A 20,691-nucleotide genomic window follows, 5' to 3' on the forward strand; every position below is an offset into this window, starting at 1 on the left:
GAGGTGCAAGCTTCTGGTCTAAGCCCCCGTGAATGTCGGCCGTAACTATAACGGTCCTAAGGTAGCGAAATTCCTTGTCGGGTAAGTTCCGACCTGCACGAATCGTGTAACGAGTTGGGTGCTGTCTCCGAGAGATGCTCAGTGAAATTGTAGTCGCGGTCAAGATGCCGCGTTCCCGCAGCAGGACGGAAAGACCCTATGGACCTTTACTGTGTAACCTGGTATTGTTGTCTGGCTTTTGATGCGTAGAATAGGTGGGAGACTTTGATCCGATACTTCAGGGTATCGGGGAGTCGTCGGTGAAATACCACTCTTCGTTTGTTAGGCCACTAACTTTGACTCATCATCTGGGCAAAGGACAGTGCTAGGGGGTCAGTTTGACTGGGGCGGTCTCCTCCGAAAAGGTAACGGAGGATTACGAAGGTTTCCTCATGCCGGTTGGCAATCGGCAATTGAGCGCATGAGTATAAGGAAGCTTTACTGCGAGACCAACAAGTCGAGCAGTTGCGAAAGCAGGTTCAAGTGATCCGGTGGTTTGGAGTGGAACTACCATCGCTTAAAGGATAAAAGGTACCCTAGGGATAACAGGCTGATAGCGCCCAAGCGTTCATAGCGACGGCGCTGTTTGGCACCTCGATGTCGGCTCGTCTCATCCTGGGGCTGGAGAAGGTCCCAAGGGTTTGGCTGTTCGCCAATTAAAGAGGCACGTGAGCTGGGTTCAAAACGTCGTGAGACAGTTTGGTCCTCTATCCGCTGTGGGCGTTGGAAATTTGAGGGATTCATTTCTTAGTACGAGAGGACCGGAAATGACGAACCTCTGGTGTTCCGGTTATTGTGTCAGCAGTAGCGCCGGGTAGCTAAGTTCGGACTGGATAAGCGCTGAAAGCATCTAAGCGCCAAGCCATTCCCAAGATAAGATTTCCATGGAGGGTAACCTCCTGAAGAGTCCTGGCAGACCACCAGGTTGATAGGTCGGATGTGTAAGTGCAGTAATGTATTAAGCTAACCGATACTAATGACTCGAAAGTTTTTCTTCTTCGCAAATTTGACAATTTCTCTCTCCCAATGCATTGGACCGACAATTTCTGTGATCCACGGCGGATCGATGGATTGGCCGTGGTATTGGTAATGGCTTGAGGGTGATGTGCACAGCATCTACTCTGGTGATCATAGGTGAAGGGAAACACACGTTCCCATTCCGAACACGATCGTTAAGCCTTCAGCCGCCGATGGTAGTGCCGTCACGATATGGTGCGAGAGTAGGTTGTTGCCAGTATCTATGGCTCGGAGAGTTTTTGGACCTTCCGGGCCATCTTTTTGTTTCCATGGAATTTTCTATTTATGTTTATCCGCACAGACTGTTCCTGGTCCCACGAATAGACAAGATATCATTATGGCACAACAGGTTACGTTATACAATACTTGATGGTCCATCCAGCTGTGGCTTAGGCTATGGGCATAGGTCATTTTAATTATAAACATTAACAATAGCAGGAATGTATTTTTTTTAAAATGAAATCCGATGAGAAAAAATGTGCCAAAAATTATGAGCAACAGTGACAATAGAATTACCAATGTTTGGCTATGAATTTTTATTCCAAATATCAGCTTGCAAATGCCTTCGAAGGACTGGAGTGCGGTGGCTGAATCCGAAATATGGATAACGCCTTTGGCGATGATAAATCCTCCGACGATTAATCTCAATAGGAGTTTGCCGAGATTTTCTTTTTCAAAAAATTTTTCTATTTTATTCACGATGAAAATTGTGATACCAGATAAAAATTTTTCAATGGATTTTTAACGATGATACGACTTACTGTCAGAGTGATACCCAATGCATCAAAGACAGCTATTGTTTCAAATACTGATGGTATGCTTGTGGTTAAAATACAGCAGCCGGCCCAAGATGGCAAGGCCAACGATGGCCTATTGCGCCTTATTGCTAAGGAATTTAAGGTGGCCAAGTCACGAGTAAAGATTGTTCATGGACATAGATCCAGGGAAAAAATTTTGGAAATTGACGCAAATGATTTGCAAAAACCACTGGTCTAGCATTTCGTTGTAAATCCATGAGGCTTCAAAAATTTTTATCACAAAACGGTATATGTTCTCGGAGGAAGGCTGAGGCATTGATTCTGGAGGCTAGGGTGACAATCAACGACAGCTTTGCGAAGATCGGCGATTCGGTGGCCGAAGGCGATGTGGTAAAGGTTGATGGGCGCCGAATTAAGCCATTGCATAAGAAATTGTTAGTGGTCATGATGAATAAGCCAAGAGGAGTGCTATGTTCCCATGACGATGCATTTCATAGCGGTGCAACGATTTTTGATCTGTTACCCAAAGAGTATGCTGGTGAGAAACTTATATCCTGTGGCAGGTTGGATAAAGATAGCCAGGGCATGTTGATTCTGACCAATGATGGCGATTTTGCAAATAAACTCACCCATCCCAGGGCCAACATTGTAAAAATCTACATTGTTACATTAAGAACACGCTTCGATGCCAAAAATATTCCATTGATGCTGAATGGTATAATTGACGATGGCGAAACTCTTATTGCCAAAAAAATTGTCCCATTGGAAACCGATGAGGCCGGGCGCAGTTTAGTCGAGGTCCATCTGAACCAAGGTAAAAAGCGAGAAATAAGGCGGATGTTTGCTGCCTGTGGCTATCTTGTGCATCGGCTGAAGCGGGTGCAAATCGGAAAGCTAAAGCTGAAAAACCTAAAACCTGGTCAGTTGAAGGTATTGGATGAGCTTGAGATTTGTAAGTTGTTTGGTAAGAATGTGTTATAGTTCGCCGGTTTTGATTTAAGGAAAATGTGCTTGAAATTTTAATAAAAAATCAGCTCATTGAAGTCCAATGAAAAGGACACATCATTGCAATCAACTGCATAGGAACGATGTCGGTAAGACAGTAAGGTTAATAGGCTGGGTACAATCGGTTCGCGACCATGGTGGTCTCGGCTTCGTGGACCTACGAGACCGAGAAGGGATTACCCAGGTTGTGATTGATCCACAGCATGGCGCCCTTGGCAAATTATTGCATTCGCTCAAGGATGAATCTGTCATAGAAGTCATGGGTTCTGTTTCCGCCAGGCCCGCAGAGACAATAAATGAAGGGATTCCCACAGGTGAAATTGAAGTTATTGCCAATGAAGTAGTTGTTCATAACATTGCCGATACTTTACCATTTCCATTGGATGATAAAGCCGACAGGGTCAGCGAGGATATTCGCTTTGCCCATCGATATCTTGATCTGCGCCGTGGGAAAAATATAAATAATTTGAGAACCAGGCATAGAATTTCGAAAGCGATTCGCAATTATTTAGATGCCAATGATTTTGTGGAGATTGAGACGCCTTGTCTGTTTAAAGCCACACCGGAAGGTGCCAGAGAATTTTTGGTTCCAAGCCGGGTAAATCCTGGATTGTTCTATGCACTGAGCCAGTCGCCGCAGCAATACAAGCAGATGTTGATGGTTTCTGGCGTGGAAAAGTATTACTCACTGGCCAGATGTTTTAGGGATGAAGACCTTCGAGCCGACCGGCAGCAGGAATTTACCCAGGTGGATTTAGAGATGTCATTCATAGAATGTGAGGATATATATAATCTCATCGAAGGTATGATGAAAGCAGTTTTTTCCGAGGCTATGGATCTGAATATCGAAACTCCCTTCGAACGGATGCCCTTTGTGGATGCTATGAATAATTATGGATGCGATAAGCCTGATACCAGGTTTGATTTGAGGCTAAAGGATCTGTCAAAATTGTTCGAAATGTCTGAATTCAAAGTATTTAGTTCCTGTGTGCAGGCCGGTGGATCGGTGAAGGCAATCAATGCTAAGGGTTTGGCAGATATATCCCAGGGCGAAATGAAGGCCTTGGAGGATGCGGCGAAGTCCTTGGGAGCCAAGGGTCTTGCTTTTATCAAAGTTGAGCACGGAGAGTGGAAGTCTCCGATTCTTAAGTTCCTTTCTAAGAATGAGATAGATGGACTGGCCTCGATTTTAAATATCGAAGATGGTGATATGATATTTTTTGCTGCAAATGACTGGACAAAATGCTGTAATATTCTTGGTCGGATAAGGTTAGACGTTGCAAAGTTGTTGATAAACAGGAAAAAATTGCATATATCAAAAGACAGGTTTAATTTTCTTTGGATTGTGGATTTTCCGCTCATATCCTATGATGAGGACAGTGGTAGATATGTGGCGACCCATCATCCATTTACGGCACCAATAGATGATGATATTGCTTTGTTGAAAACCGATCCACAGAAGGTACGTGGGCAACATTATGATATGGTGCTCAATGGCTTTGAGATTGGTGGTGGTAGCCTAAGGATCCATGATCCAAATCTCCAGGAAATGATCATGAAGGATGTGTTAGCATTACCCGAGGACGTGATTCATGAAAGATTTGGTTATATGCTGCGGGCCTTCAGGTTTGGTGCTCCTCCCCACGGTGGGATTGCTCTGGGCCTGGATCGGTTGAGCGCAATAATTTGCGGAACCGATAGCATAAGAGATGTCATAGCCTTTCCAAAAACCCAAAAAGGCCAGGATCTCATGGCCCAAAGTCCATCGACTGTCAGTGACAAACAGCTGCGGGAATTGCACATATCACTAACCGAATAATTTTTTACATTTAATTATTTGCGAGGTGCTTCCAGCAGTTCCTTGATGTGTTTCATGAAAAACGAACCACCGCTTTGCTGGGTTTTAAGAGAATCTATTATATCGCCAAAAAGCATGTTTTTGTTTTGTTGAAGTATCTGAATCTTGGATTCGATGGTATCGTCGGATATTAATCTATATACAGTGACTTTTTTGTTTTGACCAATTCGATGGACTCGATCCATAGCTTGGCGTTCGACGGCCGGATTCCACCAGGGATCCATTAAAAAAACATATTCTGCTGCGGTCAATGTTATGCCGGTACCGCCGGCTTTTAGGCTTATTAAAATCAAACAAGGTCCTTCAAATTCTTGGAAATTTTTTACGACGTCATCTCTTTTTTTGGTGGCACCGGTTATTTCAAAAATCTTAATTCCTTCATATTCAGATTTTAAAAACTCGCGTATTCTCTTTAAAAAAGTTACAAATTGGCTAAATATTACAATTTTTTTACCATTATTCAATATTTCAGCAAGCTTTTGATTCAGAGATTCCAGCTTACAGCTTTCTTCGAAATCGGCCTCTATTCCTGGAACTATACCAGGGTCGCAGGCAATCTGTCTCAGTTTTGTAAGTATAGCCAATATGCCGAACTTGTTTATATCCTGGGTGTTGCCATCCACATCATATCTTTTTATTGCCTTTTCGAGAGTGGTCTCATACAAATTGCGCTGACGCGTTGTAAGGGTGCAGGGAAGATCGATTTCGATTTTTTCTGGAAGCTCTTCTGCCACAGATTCTTTTGTGCGCCGCAGCATAAATGGCCCGATTTGTTTTTTGATTTTTTCGGCAGCCCTATCGTCATTCTTTGAAAATTCGATGAATTTTGACTGGTCTTGGAGCAAACCTGGCATTAGAAATCTGAAAATACTCCATAGGTCTTGGATATTGTTTTCGATAGGCGTTCCGCTAAGAGCTAATCGCCAAGTCGAATCTATGGCCAAGCAGGCGGCAAATACCTTTGTGGATGGATTTTTTATGCACTGAGCTTCGTCGAGAATTGCCAGCTGAAATTTTTTACCGGAAAAAATTGCCTTATTCCTACGCAATTGGGTATAGCTTGTAATGATAAGATTACAGTCATCGATGGTCTTGTCTGCCGATGAAAATATTTTTACCGTTAGCTCTGGAAAAAATTTTTCTGCCTCGTGTTTCCAAACCGGAACTACGCTGGCTGGGCATATGACCACGGAACATTTTGTGCTGGCATATCTTGATATGAATGTGAGTACCTGGAGTGTTTTGCCAAGCCCCATGTCATCGGCCAATAGGCCATGGAATCCATGATTTAGTAAATGTGCCATCCAAGTCACACCTTCCTTTTGATATTGCCTTAAAAATTCTGGCATGACAACGGATGTATTTGGCTTAGTTTCGAAGGATTTCTGCCAGGTCAAAAGGTTGTCATCTTTTGCAATGGCGATGTCCGAATCAACAAATATGGAATAGATCATGTATCGCGGAAGGTCACCGTCGAATTTGCTGGAGATATGCATCTGTTCCCTTATGGCATTGACTGTTTTTTTATCTAACTTCGTGACACCAATGCCTGGAATAAAGATCGTGTGACCATTGGAATGGAGTACCAATTGTCGGGCCTGGGTGTTAATTTCGGTTTGGCCATCCATCATATCGAAGTGGAGGTCAATGGAATCTCCATTCATGGCGGTCTTTATCACCGGTGTCAAGTGCTTTAATCCGTTGGCCAATAGCTTTACGTTGTCATCTAATTCCAGATCAAAGGCCGCGGTGAGCTTTGGCATGGTAGATCGGCAAAAATCTATGGCCTGGGGCAGATTATATAGCCGATATTCACCTGCTTTTTTTGAAAACATGAACCCAAATTTCCTAGCAGTATGGACTAGCTTGATCAGTGCAGATTTTTTAGCACTGGCTGTGGAATCGCTTCGGAAATTTTTATCCGATAGCACCGGAGATAGGGTGTCGCTCCAGAAGGCTTTAAAACATAATACCTGATTGGTAATAAAAAATTTTAATTTGATGCGCTCTGATGGTGGGTTTTCGACGGAATTATTTGGCATGGTCCGGGCTTTATAATTTTGTTTTGGAGTGCCATCATCGGCGAATATGGATTCGTTTTTTTCAGCAATGGAATTTTCCAGAGCCAAAAATGAGGCCACTATAAATGCGTCAGATTTTTCAGCGTCGTCACAGGATGATCTGGTCCCAAAGCCATCAGGCCCATGTTCAATGGTTGCCAAAGTTTGGACTCTATATTCATCTAAAAATCTTACAATAACATCGTTGCAGCGCATATCAATTTCGCGAACCATGCCGCTTTCAAAGATGTTATTGCCAATGCCTATGGTTTCTTTAGAGAAGATATTTGGCCAATTTAGATCACAAATTCTTGACATCCACGCTTCCATGGCCTCTTTAGTAAATGTTAATACCGGTGGTCTCCTATACATATAGATATCAAATTCTGTAAAATTAAATATAAAAAAGCAAGAACGTCTTGTAATAATTGCCATTATTAATGAATTAAATGTATGGCCAATGCAATTTTCCAATGGGGTATTGTGAATAACTTTAATGAAAATATGCTCGCATTCTTTTTAGCATAACTATATATAGTATCAGTTAGTGATGTGAATCGCAATATTTAGTATGTAGTGATGTGTTAATTTAATAATTATATGAAAACTGTATTTAATAGCGGATTGAACGAAAAAATAGAAAGTGTTAGTACTTCGGCGATGCAGGAGCAGGTGTACGGTATGTTGGCTAGCATTGGATCAGCCACCGGTGAGTTTGATAATGAGATGTCCTGGTCATTATCTAGAGAAGTTATCTCTAGAATTTGGGAGCAAAATGGTTGCAATTCGGAGCATTCCTGTGCATTGATCGAAGATGCCATAGAATATGTTTTGTTTAGATCCAAATTTCATGCCAGTGCGAAGATGTTTATATTGGCCAGAGATAGGCGGGATAACATGGACCAATTGGCCACCAAGGCACAGATAAATAATGTGGAGCAATATTTGGCAAAGCTGGATTGGAAGGTCCGAGAAAACAGCAATATGACCTATTCACTGCAGGGATTAAACAATTATTTAGCCGGAATGATGAGCCAAACCTATTGGCTAAATAATGTATATCCGGCGGCCATAAGAGACGCCCACGGGGCTGGAGATTTTCATATCCACGACCTGAGTCAGTTGTCGGTTTATTGTGTCGGTTGGGATTTGGCGGATTTACTGCGAGAAGGTTTCTGTGGTGTGTCGGGAAAATTAGAGGCGAAGCCCCCCAAACATCTCAGAACTGCCCTGGGGCAAATTGTAAACTTTTTTTACACTCTGCAGGGAGAAGCATCTGGTGCCCAGGCGTTTTCGAATTTCGACACATTGCTGGCCCCTTTCATAAGATTCGATAGCCTGGATGAGCGATTGGTAGAGCAAGCACTCCAGGAATTTTTATTTAATGTAAATGTGCCCACCAGAGTTGGTTTCCAGACGCCATTCACAAATATAACCCTGGATTTATTCTGTCCAGCTCACCTGGCCAATGAACCGGTTATAATCGGTGGCGAATTCAAGAATGAAACCTATGGTGATTTTCAAAAAGAAATGGATATTTTTAACAGGGCGTTATTCAAAGTAATGATCCAAGGGGATGCCCGAGGTAGAATAATGACCTTTCCGATTCCGACAATAAATCTATCGAAAAATTTTGATTGGGACAATGAAAATCTAAAAGGTCTATGGGAAATGACTGGAAAATACGGCATTCCCTACTTTTCTAACTTTATAAATTCAGATATGAAACCCGAAGATGCTAGGTCCATGTGCTGTAGGCTGAGGATCGATAATACTCAGCTTGAGCGCCGAGGTGGTGGTTTATTTGGAGCCAATCCGCTTACCGGCAGCGTTGGTGTCGTAACAATAAACCTTCCTAGAATTGCCCATCTATCCAAAAATGAGTCGGAATTTTTTATGCGGTTGAGAAATTTAATGGATTTAGCTAGAGATAGCCTTGAAATCAAACGCGATTTGCTGGAAAAATTTACGGATTCGAATTTGTATCCCTATACGACTTTTTATCTGAAAGATATAAAGGAGCGGTTTGGATCCTATTGGAAGAACCATTTTTCGACCATAGGCATAGTGGGAATGAACGAGGCCTGTTTAAATTTATTTGGCAAGGGAATTGTGTCAGATGAAGGCAAGTCTTTTGCTTTAAAAGTATTGGACTACATGAGAATCAAGATGGTAGAATATCAGAAAAAAACCGGCAATCATTATAACCTAGAGGCAACACCGGCCGAGGGTACATCCTTTAGGCTCGCTAAAAAGGATAAGGAGAAATTTGGCAACAAAATCATGTGTGCCAATGATCATAGTTGCGATGGTAAGTCCATGGATAATAAGGCTCCATTCTATACAAATTCGGTCCATGTGCCGGTTAATTTTACCGATGATTTGTTCGAAATTCTCGATAATCAAGATGATTTACAGACAAAATTTACTGGTGGCACAGTGGTCCATATTTTCCTTGGTGAAAGGATCAGAGAAACGGAAGCTGTGAAAAAGTTGGTTTATAAAATTGCCAATAGCTATAAGCTGCCATATTTTTCTCTAACTCCAACCTTCTCCGTTTGTCAATCCCATGGCTATCTAAGTGGTGAACATTTTCTATGTCCAACCTGTGGTAGTGCCACCGAGGTGTATTCAAGAGTTGTTGGTTATCTAAGGCCTGTGCATCAATGGAACGATGGCAAGCAAGCGGAGTTTGGGCTAAGAAAATATGTTACCATGTGATATTCAATGAATTTCTTCTCATGAAATTGAATGTATGTTTTTAGGAATTTTTATTTGTTAAATTTATATATTTTTATTACATAGCCTTCTTTAATAAAGCGGTAAAATGGATTTTGATATTGAGGTGGTAGATTTCATGCTAGAAAAAGCATTGATTGATAGGAAAGTGGCTATGGCCTACGAACAGGAAAGATCCAATGGATATAATAAAGATTTATTTATTGAGGCTTTGAATAGTGGCATCATGGAGTTTTCCAAAAGGATTTGTAAAGATAGAGATGCTTTCGATGTTGTCTATCCATCAAATATTATGGATAACTCTCCGTGGTGCATGTATATAATCATGCTGAATTCCTGTAGTTTACCGGATATAATAGATAACAATTATTCCATCCTATCGACGTTATTAAGTATATATAAAGATGCATTGGCATTTTTTCCTGAATTTTTGTTGGCTCCCATTAATTTAAAAAGCACGGAAATTTTACTGATAGATGCGCGTAAAACGTTTCTGTATAATGCTCTTTTAGCCATAAAATGTCGTTATAATGATGCTGTAGAAGTATTTAATTTTAGTTTAGCTGATAAATATATGCAGGTTTTTCATGATTTACTTGAGATGGATACTTTAAATAGCGATGTAAAGTCATGCATAGATGCGGTTTTAAAAGTATTTTTTGAAGATGACGACAATTTTAGAGTGATATATGACCTATGGTGGGCTGGTAATTGTCAAAGTGATAGATCGGATACCGATCCTTCTGAGTTTACGGATTCAGAGGAGGATACGAATTACGATAAAGAATCCAATGATCCAAAATCAGATTTTTGCATCAAAAAAAGCAATGATATTAAATCCAATGGGATAGAGTTGACATTGTCTTAGTTTTTGTAGCGTCACAGGTGTTTTGCTGGGGGTGTGCTCGCTCGGAACGTTAGGTTTTTCGAGAGGAAAGTCCGGACATCGAAGGGCGCGATTCCAGATGAAAGTCTGGGCTGGGAAATCCTAAAGATTCTCAGACGGAAAGTGCAACAGAAAATATACCGCCGAAAGGTAAGGGTGAAATGGCGAGGTAAGAGCTCACCGTGGCTGGAGTGATCCAGTTAGCAATGAAAACCCAATCAGATGCAAGGCAGAATAGGCGAGTGGGCTGCCCGTCCAATGCTCGCGGGTTTGCCGCATTCCGCAGGGAAAGTGAAATTCACTAGATAAATGAGCACAGCGACGAAGGTCGAACAGAATCCGGCTTATAACCCAGCAAAACATTTTAAGATCTGAAAGTGAAAAAATTAAAGGCTGGATGTGCCGTGTCATGATATGTTCACTTACCTTGCCCTCAACAGACTTATGCTAGTAGAGAAGCTTTTGTCTTCCATAATAAAATGGCCTGACAGCTACGACTCTTTGCCCAGCATTATGCAATACATAATAAGGAATGGAACATTTATCTGGAATCACGAACACCCCAGCGAAAAAGAAAATAACTAATGTGTGCAAAAAATCCAGAACATTTTCTGAAAAATCTTGCAAAATCACACATCTGCTCAATCTTACGTGCCGTAGGGTATTGTGATTGCTGTGTGTGATCTAAATCAAACCCCATAATCAGCTATGATAGGAAGAATTTTTAGATTATTTTCCGGGCGACATTATAGGAAGTTTTTAAAAAAATGTCAGCCCATCGTGAAGGCAATATACCGGTTCGATGAGCAATATAATGCTTTGGCGGATGGGCAGTTATGTGAAAAGACCATGGAGTTCATGCAACGGCATAGGGATGGTGAAAGCTTGGATTCATTATTACCCGAGGCGTTTGCTTTGGTGAAAAATGCTGCTCGGCGGCTATGCGGGCAAAAAGTAGAAGTCTGTGGCCATGAATTGGAATGGAATATGATCCACTATGATGTGCAGCTGATTGGTGGCATTGCATTGCACCAGAGGATGATAGCTGAGATGGCCACCGGCGAAGGTAAAACCTTGGTAGCCACATTGCCTCTGTATTTGAATGCTCTCACCGGTCGCAATTGCCAGTTGGCCACAGTCAATGATTATCTGGCCAAGCGAGACTCGGAATGGATGAGCTATTTATATAATTTGCTGGGAATTTCGGTGGGCTGCCTGCAAAATGACATGGATTCAGATGATAGAAAACAGGAATATGATCGAAACATAACCTATGGCACATCATCGGAGTTTGGTTTCGATTATTTGCGTGACAATGGCATAGCCACATATCACGAGGATCAGGTCCAAAAAGATCATTATTTTTGTATAGTTGATGAAATCGATTCCATTCTCATCGATGAGGCCAGGACACCATTGATCATTTCGGGGCCAACTCGAGAGAAACGGAAAACGCCATTTATGGAATTGAAACCTGCCATAGAAAAATTGGTTTCGGTGCAGAAGTCTTTGTGTAACAAACTTGCGGAGGAAGCGTCCAAGCTATTGGCCGAGGATCAGTTTAATATGGAGGCCTACAAGAAGCTATGGCAGATAAAGCAAGGCATGCCAAAAAATAGGCAATTGTTGCGCATGATGGAAACCGGAGTATATCGTAAACAATTGGACAAATTTGATCTGGAGATGGGCGCTGATATAAATCGCGAATTGCGCGTAAAAATGAAAGAAGATTTATATTTTGCCATAGACGAAAGAAATCATCAGGCAGATTTGTCTGAAATTGGAAGAAATACGCTATTTCCCAGCGATCCTGATGCCTTTGTGCTGCCAGATTTGCCAGCGTTGTTTTCTATCATAGATGGCAATAAGGATATGGATCCTGCAGAAAAGGAGAAGATAAAGCGCGAAGCCGAAGAGGACTTTGCAATAAAAAGCGAAAAACTTCATTGTGTGAGCCAATTATTGAGGGCCTATAGTTTATATAGTATTGATGAAGAATATGTGATTCAGGATGGTAAGGTTGTCATTGTGGATGAAAATACCGGTAGGGCAATGCCCGGACGTCGATGGAGCGATGGTTTGCATCAGGCCATCGAAGCCAAGGAGGGTCTTAGAATTGAAAAAGAATCCAAAACCTACGCCACCATCACCATACAGAACTATTTTAGGATGTACGAAAAATTGGCTGGCATGACTGGTACAGCCGAGACCGAGGCTCAGGAATTTTTTGATATTTATAAGCTGTCCGTGATGGCCATTCCTACCAATTGTCCTTGTCTTAGAAAGGATTTTAACGATTTAATTTTCAAGACTCGGCGCGAGAAATACAATGCGGTGGTTGAAAGGATAAAAGAAGCCAACCAAAATCATCAGCCGGTGCTGGTTGGCACGGCATCGGTGGAGGCCTCGGAGCTTCTTAGTCGAATGTTGAAAAGTGCCAAAATAAAGCATACGGTCTTGAATGCAAAATTTCATCAAAAAGAAGCCGAGATCATTGCGAATGCCGGCATGAGAGATGCGGTGACAATCTCCACAAATATGGCTGGCCGTGGAACTGATATCAAACTTGGAGATGGAATTGCAGAACTTGGAGGTTTGTTGGTTATTGGTACCGAGCGCCACGAGTCCAGAAGAGTAGATCGGCAGCTTCGGGGGCGTTGCGCAAGACAAGGTGATCCGGGCATGTCAGTGTTCTATGCGTCATTGGAAGATAATTTGATACGATTATTCGCCGGTTCTGGGCCCATTGCCAACATATTGGAACGCACGTTCAAGGAAGGAGAAGTGCTAGAGCATCCATGGCTGAATTCATCCATAGAACGGGCTCAAAAGAAGGTCGAAGCCAGTAATTATTCTATGCGTCGCAGGCTGTTACAGTACGATGATGTGCTGAATAAACAAAGAGAAATAGTCTATGCTCTCAGAAATAAGGTGCTGAATAATAGTGATATTCGAGAGATGATATTGGATTTTATAAATGAAGAGATTTTCGATAGGGCTCAGAGGGTTATAGGTCGGCAAAAAGCTGGATTAATTGATGAGGGCGAACTCGATTCTTTCATTTATCATATGAATATGAGCTTTCCCATTTCGTTGAATAGGCAGGAGTTGCTACAGCTTAACAGCGCCGATGGACTAGGTGCCTTTTCCTTTGAGAGAGTCAAGGATGCATATAATGTAAAAATTTCCACCGAAGACGAAGATATTTTGCCCGAAATAGAACGTTCGGTGATTTTAAATTCAATAGATGTGAATTGGCAGGACCATCTAACTGAAATGGAAGAACTTAGGCGAAGTGTTAGCATGGCCGGCTATGGCCAGAAGGATCCTCTGGCAGAATATAAACAGGAGGCCTATCACTGCTTCGAGCAGCTGATATCACAGATCCGCGAGGGCGTATGTAATAGAATTTTTAGGGCATCGACGAGTATTAACACATTCAAGGATATGCTCTTAAAGTTGTCAAAGGTCGGGTCACTTCAGATAGAGATGGAAGAAAAAGAAGAGAAAAAAGAGAAAAGAGAAAAAAAGCACTCCAATTCTAACGCTGGAGGTAGGAATAAAAAAATAAAACCGTCATTTAATTAACATTTTTGTAATATGACCGATGATCTTGATTATTGTTCTTTTTGTGGGAAAAGTCAGCTAATGGTGCGAAAGCTTGTGTCTGGTCCGGATGTGTTCATCTGTGATCGATGCGTCAAAGTATGTATCGGAGCGCTGGCAAAAGATTTGGATGATTTTTCATCCATCGACTTTGTGGCAAAGGAGGGAAACAGGAAGGGCTTTGATTTGAAATCCAGAGGTACCGGTGGTGAAAATGATGATCCATTTCAATTTAATTGTAAGAGTCCGGCCGAATTGAAAGCAATTCTTGATGAATATGTTATTGGTCAGGATCATGCAAAAAAGGTACTTTCGGTGGCGGTGTATAATCATTACAAAAGGCTCCTAACCTCCGGTGTAATTAATGGCAATGAAGATAGAAAATTTACCATTCCCGATGAGCTTAGTGATGTGGAATTGGAAAAGAGCAATGTGCTTTTAATTGGTCCGACTGGTTGTGGTAAGACGTTGTTGGCCAGGATATTAGCAAAAGTTCTCGATGTGCCATTTGCCATAGCCGATGCTACCACTCTCACCGAAGCTGGCTATGTGGGTGAAGATGTGGAAAATATCGTTTTAAGACTCATACAAAATGCTGATTATAATGTGAAGAAAGCCGAATGCGGTATCATTTATATCGATGAGATTGATAAAATAAGCCGCAAAACTGAGAATGTTTCTATTTCCAGAGATGTTTCCGGCGAAGGTGTTCAGCAGGCTTTGCTAAAAATCTTAGAAGGTACCATCTGCAATGTGCCTCCCAAAGGTGGTCGTAAACACCCAGAACAAGAATATATTCAGGTGAATACCGGTAACATTTTGTTTATCTGTGGCGGTGCTTTCACAGGACTTGATAAGATTGTCAGTGAACGCGTTGGCAAAAAAATACTTGGCTTTGGTGCTGGTGGAGCATTGGATGGCGATGCAAAAAATAGCGATGCCATTTTGAAAAAGGTTAGATCGGAAGATTTGGTCCACTATGGTTTGATTCCGGAATTCATTGGTCGCCTGCCAGTTTTATCTGTTTTGGATGAACTGTCCCAGGAGGATCTTGTTCATGTGATGCTGGATATAAAAAATGCCATGGTAAAGCAGTATGAAAAATTGTTTGCCATGGATGGAGTTAAGCTAACCATTGACGGTGATGCAGTGATATCCATTGCTAAAGAGGCCTGCAAGTTGAAGACCGGTGCTCGGGGATTGAGATCAATACTGGAGAGCTTCATGATCAACCTTATGTATGATTTGCCATCTAGAAATGATGTCAAAGGCGTAACCATTACCAGTGAAATGGTTGAAAAGATGTCTGAGCCAAAATTCGTTCTAAAGTAATGAAAAAGTAAATTGTGTTGAGAGTTTGCCAACAGCCATCGAAACTATAGGCCTGATCATGTTATTGTTTTTTGTTTGCTTCTGCATGCAACTTCTTGGATGTAAAGAGATTAAGTCGAAAGTTTTGGAATTTCAAGATTCTGTAAAAATATTGCTGGATAAAATAAATAGCGTCGAAGTCAAGATGCGGTCATTGGAGTGGTTGGCATTCAGTGCCTATCGCGAATCTCCAAAAAAAATTCGAACGGTGGTGGAATGTTTTTCGAAGTTGGTGGATCTATCGGATAGCCAAATGGAAAAAGATAGGCATACTCTTCGGATTGCCGATGCATATTACCTCAATGGCGACAATGAAATGGCAACTAATTTGTATGCTCAGCTATTTGAAAAAGCAGATAGCCTGCCTAAGGATGAATTACTATTCCGTCAGGTCAATTCGATGATAAAAAGCAACGCCATCGAAGGCGTGGTGGCATTGATGGAGTCGATTGGGAAAAATCCGAATATTATTGGTACTCAGGGCTACTGGAAATCCGAGTGGAACTTGATCTGTTCCATGGTTAAAGGCACTAAAATGGCCGAGGCACTGAATCGAGTTAGAGCCATATTGCTACATCCACTGCCGACACTCAGCTCCCAGCTAAAACTGAAGTTTTCCTACGTGGAGGCCTATATTTCCTATCGGCTCAATGATTTTAGCACGGCCAGGCAGATTTTGGAAAGTATTCTGAGCTATGATAGTTTGAGCACAAGCAGCATGGAAATGTATAATCTGTTTGCTTCGGCATTGTTATTGGCAGGAAAAATTGATCTATGCTATGGCATGTACAGCTCGGCCTTATATAGGTTTAATGGATTGAGATCTCATTATGGCTTGAGTCCCTGTGCTGATAATTCGTTCTTTTATGAAGCTGAATATATGGCCAAGTGTGGTAATTATGAAAAAGCAAGTAGTATATTGATTTCCTTCGCTGAGAATAAGTTATCCTATGAGGCGAAGCTAGCATTGTATTTTTCGGTGCAATATGATATCGAAAATGGACTCCAGGACTATGATAAATCCATGGCTACATTGGAAGATATTGCCAAAAGTGAAACCGTGTTGGATCTAAAATATTTTGCCAGATTGGCCCAGGGCGTCGTGTTGCGGTTGCGCAATGATTTCCCTGGTGCTCAATTACTATATGAGTCGATGCTGGAAAAAATAAGTGAAGGACCGCTTTGCAATTATTTGTTGTTTCTCAAGGCTAAGTGCATGTTTGTGCAATCGGTCAAAAGGCGCGAGCTCGTCGATCAGGTTTCCCATATCCTGACGCGGCTCGTCTCAACCCAATCGATGGATGAAAATTTTCGCATAGAAATTGCTGCATTTCAAAAATTTGTCTATCAATCCATAAACGATCAAAAATCTGCCAAAGATCTAATTGGTTCGATCTCAAGCAAATACAATACACCTGGAGCTACGGATGCATTGAATGAAAATGGCAAATATTGGCTTCGGCGTTGTGTTTATGACAGTGGAAATATGGATACCTAGTCTTCGCATATATCAGCACCTATGGCCCTTAATTTATCGTTAAAATGATCGTAGCCTCGGTCCACGTAATGAGTATTCGTCACAATGGTCTCACCCTTGGCCAGTAGGCCGGCAATGTAAAGTGCTGCTCCGGCTCTAAGGTCTGTGGCAGCTAACTCGTTGCCGCGCAAATTACAACGACCATTCACTATCTCTGAATGTCCATTTAATTGGATGTTAGCCTTCATTTTTATCAATTCCGGCACATGGCCAAATCTTTCAGGATATATCTTTTCTTCTATGATGCTTATGCCATTTAGCTGGGTCATTAGCACAGATAATTGGGCGTGAAGATCCGTAGGAAATCCAGGAAATGGCGATGTAATGATATTCATGCAACGCATATCTTCTGTCTTTTTAATGGTGGCTTTGTCTGTTTCGATTTTCATATCGGCTCCGGCTTCCAACAGTGGATTTATCAACGAATCGGAATGCGTTATCCCATTTACTACCAGCTCTTTAGCACAAGCTAAACCTAGAATTACAAATGTGCCAGCTTCTATTCGATCGCAGTCTATGGTGAACTCACAGCCGTGTAATTTTTCCACGCCTAGAACGGTCAGCGTCGATGTACCAATGCCGTCTATTTTGGCTCCCATGGTCGTCAAAAAATTGCATAGACTCACGATTTCGGGTTCGCAGGCTGCGTCGTAAATTATCGTTTGCCCCTGGGCAAGGACCGATGCCATCAACAGATTCGCAGTGCCAGTTACGGTGGGTCCGCATTTGCCTGACATACATACCTTATTGCCTATCAATGCTTTTGTTGATAGATAGATATTGCTGTCGAAGGTAGATACATTTGCACCTAGCATCTGAAATCCTCGGAGATGCAGATCTATGGGCCTAGCTCCTATGACACATCCGCCGGGCATGGGTATGGCAACTTCGTTGGTTCTTCCCAGTAGTGCGCCCATCAAGCAGACCGAGGCACGGATGCGATTCACGTGGCTAGAATCTACCACCGATCGTGGATTTCTTGCCTGGACACTGATTGTTTTGTCAGAAATTGTTTCAACCACAACTCCTAAATCTTTCATTAGGTCTATCATGGAAGAAATGTCACTTAATGCTGGTACATTTTTAATGATACACGATTCAGATGTTAGCAAACATGCCGCCAGTATCGGTAAACAAGCGTTTTTCGAACCACTTATATCTACAGACCCATGCAAAAGTTTCCCACCGGAAATTTTTACAGCATCCATAGTTTCAACTTTCTTCTTTGGTTTTAAAATCTTGATGTATCCTATTGCTTTTTTTATTGCCAGAACCACGGCTTTTGAAGCGACGATTGTGCCTTTTTTCGGTGGTTTTGACGACATTGGCCTCGGATCTTTTCTGAGCCGGTGAAAAGCCAAAAAAAGCCATTATCTTTGAAATAAACGAAGAACATCCGCATTTTTTTCCTCTGGAGGCATTGCCGATGGGATGATTTTTATGTGTTTTCTTCTCGGTGACTTTTTCGTAGGCTCTGGGACATGAATTGCCACTGTATTCTAATTTCATTTCATTTTTGCGAAATTTGTTGCTGATCTCATTTTCACAACATGAAGTGAATTTTTCCGTGCAATGGCTCGAGGTGTTAATATTTGGCATGGAATATGATACATCATCAGGCACATCATGTACTGTTGTGGTTTTTTTAACCAATGGCGACCGCTTGGGTTTAGACAACCCACTATGAAGTTTTGTCGATATGGCATCGGACATAACTTTGGAGGTATCATTCACCACAAAGTCATTGGCCGAAGTCATTGCATTACAACATTTTCTCATAGTATTTCTTGGAACTCTTCCTCTTCTAAGTGAGTTGTGGGGGCGTTCATCGCTGTTATTAGAAATTTTTTCTGTTTTTTCTAATAACACTCCATCACTATCAAAATCACCTTCGATAAAGCCTACTCGGCCCAGGTCATTACTCTTATTTCTCCTAAAATCCGACATCTACGGTCAAAATATAAATTACTCTATGCGTCTAATTTTTACTAATATTAGACTAATCAATCCTACAATTAGTTTTATGAAAATGAATAGCAAGACAAAATAGAAGTATGTTTTTCAATTTATTATATTTTCAGATATCAGTACGATAAAATTGCCACGGCAGTGTAATAAAACACTTGCTTAACACCATGTCTTTAATAAACTGAAGCACCAATAGAGGCCGAATGGATTATAAGGTAGAGGTTGATGTGCTATTGCATGACTTAGGAAAGATTATGAATCTTCAGGGATTATCTTTGGATTCTCATAACAGATGCATTTTAATATTTGATGAAAAAATTGTTGTCAACCTGGAGTTAAATGAAATTACCGGTGAATTAATTTTATATTCCTACGTGGCAGCAGTTCCCTTCGAGGGCAAGGAAAGAATCTTTGAGTTTTTGCTCGAGTCGAATTTTTTTTGGAAAGATTCCAAAGGTGCTACATTATCCATAGATAAGCAGACCCAGACCATTGTGATGTCCTATAAATTTTGTTTACCTTTAAAAGATCCAGAAAAATTTGAAGATTCTCTTGGATTTTTTGTGGATAATGTGGAGTCCTGGGCAAAGCGGGTTGAGTCTATGGCACTTGATGCCGAGGTTGTGGCCCAAGAGAATAATGCTAATAAACTTAATAAAAACGAGGATAGATTTAGATAATTATGGTGGATGGTGTTAAATTTAATGGGGCGTCTGATGCACAGTTTGGTAAAAATAATGCTAAAAAAATCACGAATCCTCTCCAGGCAGACAGTACTAACTTTATGAAATTGGTAGCTTTGGGTCGCGTGAGTAGGCCTGTTGGAAAAATTTCTACCACTCCCAGAACCGTTAGGCAACTGGATAAAGATACTAGTCCAAAGGCTCCAAGGTCTTTGCATGATACACTATATTCCGCTGAGAAGCAAGTGAATACATTTACTCCATTGACTGATAGGAAGATGCGAACCATTTCCAGCGATGAACTACAAAAACAACTGTTAGATGCTCCGGAAAAATAATGCTAAGGCATGGCATCGTTGGCACATCCATTCCAAGAAGCTTGGATTGTGCCTGGTGGCAGTGCACGGAGAACATTTTTTGTGCGAATAGCCCTGCCATATTCGAATAATTCGCCCTGGCCATCGTTTCCGACCAGATCCTCATACCACTTCACAGTGCCATCGGCAAAGCCAATAAATCCTCCTTCTACTTGGCCAAAAAAGCTACCATTATTGTAGGATTGATTTTTTGTATCTCTGTTGCAATAATTACCTGATGGCCAATGCCACTTGCCATCGGTGCCGAGGCCACGAGTCCATAGAATCGGTGTAGAAGGCGGCATATCTATTGGTATATTTATGCATAACACAAAGCAAGTTGGGATTGTGGCAAAATCTTTATCCATGCCATTTTGGTCATTGATTATTCCGATGGGAATTTTCGCAGATTCATCATGCTTCAGCACAGCCTTCAGCATGTAGTCATAGTTTGCCGTGCATAGTTTTGGGCTATTTGGCAAATGATGTTGGTTGACCAGATAGGCAATAAATGCATTGGCATTTTTTTGAAAACTGGTCGATGCAAGGAAGGCATCTATGTCAGTTTCGCTCAATGGATGATTGGTCTGGGCAAGCTGATTTTTATAGGCTGATAGTATCTGCCGCATTGAGTTAGCAATGCTTGTCTTCCTGGAAGATAGGATAGCCTGGGTGACCACTGGGAATATAAGTGATATTAAAGCACCTATGGCACAAATGATAATTAATATTTCTACCAGTGTGAAACTTTTTCGGCCTTTGGAATTGATAATCATGAGTTGTAAATTAAATTGGCGATATTTCCAAG

The 20,691-nt window shown here is 41.5% G+C and carries 15 protein-coding genes, 2 rRNA genes and 2 other RNA genes; 13 read left to right on the forward strand and 6 right to left on the reverse strand.

All coding sequences use genetic code 11. The annotated features are described in order from the left end of the window. Both LBH49_00780 and rrf read left to right on the forward strand, forming a co-directional pair. Positions 1–1,037: ribosomal RNA gene (locus LBH49_00780) — 23S ribosomal RNA — on the forward strand; the annotation flags it as partial. 122 nt (positions 1,038–1,159) lie between these two features. Then, positions 1,160–1,276: ribosomal RNA gene (rrf, locus tag LBH49_00785) — 5S ribosomal RNA — on the forward strand. Between the two features lie 59 nt (positions 1,277–1,335). Here the strand turns inward: rrf and LBH49_00790 are convergent. After that, positions 1,336–1,755, reverse strand: coding sequence for a hypothetical protein (locus LBH49_00790; protein MDR0351173.1), 420 nt, complete (start codon positions 1,753–1,755; stop codon positions 1,336–1,338). Between the two features lie 48 nt (positions 1,756–1,803). Between LBH49_00790 and LBH49_00795 the strand changes: the two genes are divergently transcribed. The 3 genes from LBH49_00795 to aspS all read left to right on the forward strand — a co-directional run bounded on the left by LBH49_00795 (position 1,804) and on the right by aspS (position 4,638). Next, the gene (locus LBH49_00795; protein MDR0351174.1) at positions 1,804–2,052 is read left to right on the forward strand and encodes a DUF167 domain-containing protein; all 249 of its coding nucleotides are present in this window, start codon (positions 1,804–1,806) and stop codon (positions 2,050–2,052) included. Positions 2,053–2,069: 17 nt separating this feature from the next. Further along, positions 2,070–2,795 carry an rRNA pseudouridine synthase gene (locus LBH49_00800; protein MDR0351175.1) on the forward strand — a complete coding sequence of 242 codons (726 nt, stop codon included), beginning with the start codon at positions 2,070–2,072 and terminating at the stop codon, positions 2,793–2,795. Positions 2,796–2,862: 67 nt separating this feature from the next. After that, complete coding sequence (gene aspS / locus LBH49_00805; GenBank protein ID MDR0351176.1) at positions 2,863–4,638, forward strand: aspartate--tRNA ligase; 1,776 nt, start codon at positions 2,863–2,865, stop codon at positions 4,636–4,638. Positions 4,639–4,652: 14 nt separating this feature from the next. Here aspS and LBH49_00810 read toward each other — a convergent pair whose 3' ends face one another. Beyond that, the gene (locus LBH49_00810) at positions 4,653–7,109 is read right to left on the reverse strand and encodes a DEAD/DEAH box helicase (protein MDR0351177.1); all 2,457 of its coding nucleotides are present in this window, start codon (positions 7,107–7,109) and stop codon (positions 4,653–4,655) included. 228 nt (positions 7,110–7,337) lie between these two features. Between LBH49_00810 and LBH49_00815 the strand changes: the two genes are divergently transcribed. The 3 genes from LBH49_00815 (at position 7,338) to rnpB (ending at position 10,725) form a co-directional block, all read left to right on the forward strand. Further along, positions 7,338–9,458, forward strand: coding sequence for a ribonucleoside triphosphate reductase (locus LBH49_00815; protein ID MDR0351178.1), 2,121 nt, complete (start codon positions 7,338–7,340; stop codon positions 9,456–9,458). 106 nt (positions 9,459–9,564) lie between these two features. After that, a complete protein-coding gene (locus tag LBH49_00820) occupies positions 9,565–10,344 on the forward strand; it encodes a hypothetical protein (protein MDR0351179.1) in 780 nt (259 codons plus the stop codon). 21 nt (positions 10,345–10,365) lie between these two features. After that, positions 10,366–10,725: RNase P RNA component class A (gene rnpB, locus LBH49_00825), an RNA gene on the forward strand. A 23-nt stretch (positions 10,726–10,748) separates the two neighbouring features. On the opposite strand, the gene ssrS is transcribed toward rnpB, so the two are convergent. Beyond that, positions 10,749–10,934: non-coding RNA, 6S RNA (gene ssrS / locus LBH49_00830), on the reverse strand. A 136-nt stretch (positions 10,935–11,070) separates the two neighbouring features. Between ssrS and secA the strand changes: the two genes are divergently transcribed. Genes secA through LBH49_00845 form a run of 3 tightly spaced genes read left to right on the forward strand, consistent with a single transcriptional unit; the run spans position 11,071 to position 16,837 of the window. Continuing rightward, positions 11,071–13,950 (forward strand): preprotein translocase subunit SecA, encoded by a 2,880-nt coding sequence (gene secA / locus LBH49_00835; GenBank protein MDR0351180.1) that lies wholly within the window; start codon positions 11,071–11,073, stop codon positions 13,948–13,950. 12 nt (positions 13,951–13,962) lie between these two features. Further along, positions 13,963–15,300: an ATP-dependent Clp protease ATP-binding subunit ClpX gene (gene clpX / locus LBH49_00840; GenBank protein ID MDR0351181.1), complete on the forward strand. Its 1,338-nt coding sequence runs from the start codon at positions 13,963–13,965 to the stop codon at positions 15,298–15,300. Positions 15,301–15,358: 58 nt separating this feature from the next. Continuing rightward, on the forward strand, positions 15,359–16,837 hold the full coding sequence (locus tag LBH49_00845; GenBank protein ID MDR0351182.1) for a hypothetical protein: 1,479 nt from the start codon (positions 15,359–15,361) through the stop codon (positions 16,835–16,837). On the opposite strand, the gene murA is transcribed toward LBH49_00845, so the two are convergent. Both murA and LBH49_00855 read right to left on the reverse strand, forming a co-directional pair. Next, a complete protein-coding gene (murA, locus tag LBH49_00850; GenBank protein MDR0351183.1) occupies positions 16,834–18,201 on the reverse strand; it encodes a UDP-N-acetylglucosamine 1-carboxyvinyltransferase in 1,368 nt (455 codons plus the stop codon). The genes LBH49_00845 and murA overlap by 4 nt on opposite strands. Next, complete coding sequence (locus tag LBH49_00855) at positions 18,089–18,823, reverse strand: hypothetical protein (protein MDR0351184.1); 735 nt, start codon at positions 18,821–18,823, stop codon at positions 18,089–18,091. Before LBH49_00855 ends, murA begins: the two co-directional genes overlap by 113 nt. A gap of 224 nt (positions 18,824–19,047) precedes the next feature. On the opposite strand from LBH49_00855, the gene LBH49_00860 reads away from it, so the two are divergent. Together LBH49_00860 and LBH49_00865 are read left to right on the forward strand one after the other, a co-directional pair. Next, the gene (locus LBH49_00860) at positions 19,048–19,524 is read left to right on the forward strand and encodes a type III secretion system chaperone (protein MDR0351185.1); all 477 of its coding nucleotides are present in this window, start codon (positions 19,048–19,050) and stop codon (positions 19,522–19,524) included. 2 nt (positions 19,525–19,526) lie between these two features. Beyond that, positions 19,527–19,865 (forward strand): hypothetical protein, encoded by a 339-nt coding sequence (locus LBH49_00865; GenBank protein ID MDR0351186.1) that lies wholly within the window; start codon positions 19,527–19,529, stop codon positions 19,863–19,865. A gap of 2 nt (positions 19,866–19,867) precedes the next feature. Here the strand turns inward: LBH49_00865 and LBH49_00870 are convergent, their stop codons facing one another. Beyond that, positions 19,868–20,659, reverse strand: coding sequence for a type II secretion system GspH family protein (locus LBH49_00870; GenBank protein ID MDR0351187.1), 792 nt, complete (start codon positions 20,657–20,659; stop codon positions 19,868–19,870). Positions 20,660–20,691 lie beyond the last annotated feature (32 nt).

This window comes from Puniceicoccales bacterium (assembly GCA_031255005.1).
Lineage (GTDB): Bacteria > Verrucomicrobiota > Verrucomicrobiia > Opitutales > LL51 > JAIRTH01.

Coding starts and splice junctions, on each gene's coding strand:
- LBH49_00795 (MDR0351174.1), top strand. CDS start 1,804: ATGATACGACTTACTGTCAGAGTGATACCCAATGCATCAAAGACAGCT.
- LBH49_00800 (MDR0351175.1), top strand. CDS start 2,070: ATGAGGCTTCAAAAATTTTTATCACAAAACGGTATATGTTCTCGGAGG.
- aspS (MDR0351176.1), top strand. CDS start 2,863: ATGAAAAGGACACATCATTGCAATCAACTGCATAGGAACGATGTCGGT.
- LBH49_00810 (MDR0351177.1), bottom strand. CDS start 7,109: ATGTATAGGAGACCACCGGTATTAACATTTACTAAAGAGGCCATGGAA.
- LBH49_00815 (MDR0351178.1), top strand. CDS start 7,338: ATGAAAACTGTATTTAATAGCGGATTGAACGAAAAAATAGAAAGTGTT.
- LBH49_00820 (MDR0351179.1), top strand. CDS start 9,565: ATGGATTTTGATATTGAGGTGGTAGATTTCATGCTAGAAAAAGCATTG.
- secA (MDR0351180.1), top strand. CDS start 11,071: ATGATAGGAAGAATTTTTAGATTATTTTCCGGGCGACATTATAGGAAG.
- clpX (MDR0351181.1), top strand. CDS start 13,963: ATGACCGATGATCTTGATTATTGTTCTTTTTGTGGGAAAAGTCAGCTA.
- LBH49_00845 (MDR0351182.1), top strand. CDS start 15,359: ATGTTATTGTTTTTTGTTTGCTTCTGCATGCAACTTCTTGGATGTAAA.
- murA (MDR0351183.1), bottom strand. CDS start 18,201: ATGTCGTCAAAACCACCGAAAAAAGGCACAATCGTCGCTTCAAAAGCC.
- LBH49_00855 (MDR0351184.1), bottom strand. CDS start 18,823: ATGTCGGATTTTAGGAGAAATAAGAGTAATGACCTGGGCCGAGTAGGC.
- LBH49_00860 (MDR0351185.1), top strand. CDS start 19,048: ATGGATTATAAGGTAGAGGTTGATGTGCTATTGCATGACTTAGGAAAG.
- LBH49_00865 (MDR0351186.1), top strand. CDS start 19,527: ATGGTGGATGGTGTTAAATTTAATGGGGCGTCTGATGCACAGTTTGGT.
- LBH49_00870 (MDR0351187.1), bottom strand. CDS start 20,659: ATGATTATCAATTCCAAAGGCCGAAAAAGTTTCACACTGGTAGAAATA.